This window comes from Mesorhizobium sp. M7A.F.Ca.CA.002.09.1.1 (genome assembly GCF_003998555.1).
GTDB classification, from domain to species: domain Bacteria; phylum Pseudomonadota; class Alphaproteobacteria; order Rhizobiales; family Rhizobiaceae; genus Mesorhizobium; species Mesorhizobium ciceri.
Genome location: NZ_RZRR01001513.1, coordinates 1 through 598, shown reverse-complemented (window position 1 = coordinate 598; position 598 = coordinate 1). Strand labels below are relative to the sequence as shown.

The 598-nt window shown below is 60.0% G+C and carries 1 protein-coding gene; it reads left to right on the top strand.

Translation table 11 applies throughout. From position 1 onward, the window contains the following. On the top strand, window positions 1–498 hold a 498-nt coding region (locus EN994_RS34360), incomplete at its 5' end, for a hypothetical protein (protein ID WP_127308298.1). Window positions 499–598 lie beyond the last annotated feature (100 nt).

The following is a 598-nucleotide window of genomic DNA, read 5'->3' as shown; positions in this document are numbered from 1 at the left end:
CCCGCCCAAACGACAAAACAAGCCCGCCTCGATCAGCTGTTCAGCGACTTGAAACGCGAACGCAACGAAAAGGCGGCGGAGCGCATCGCCGGCAACATCTGGAGCGAGTGGTCGCAATCCGGCAGCGCCTCGATCGACCTGATGATGCAATGGTCGCAAAAAGCCGTCGAGGGCCAGAAGTTCGACGTCGCGCTCGATTTCCTCGACCAGGTGGTGACTTTGCAGCCTACTTATGCCGAGGGCTGGAACCGGCGCGCCACCGTCCATTTCATGATGAAGAACTACGGCAAGTCGATGTCCGACATCGACCATACGCTGCAGCTCGAGCCGCGCCATTTCGGTGCGCTGTCCGGCCTGGCGCAGATCATGGCGTTGACCGGCCACAAGCAATCGGCGCTCGAGGCCTGGCAAAAGGTGCTGGCCATCTATCCGATGATGCGCAGCGCCCAGGACCAGGTCGGCACGATTTCGGAGGAACTTGCCGGTGAAGGCATTTGATTGCTCTAGGGGAGTAAGGGAATAGGGCAGTAAGACAGTAGGGGCAGATCGCACCTGCGGAACACACACCCTACTCCCCTACTCCCCTACTCCCCTACTC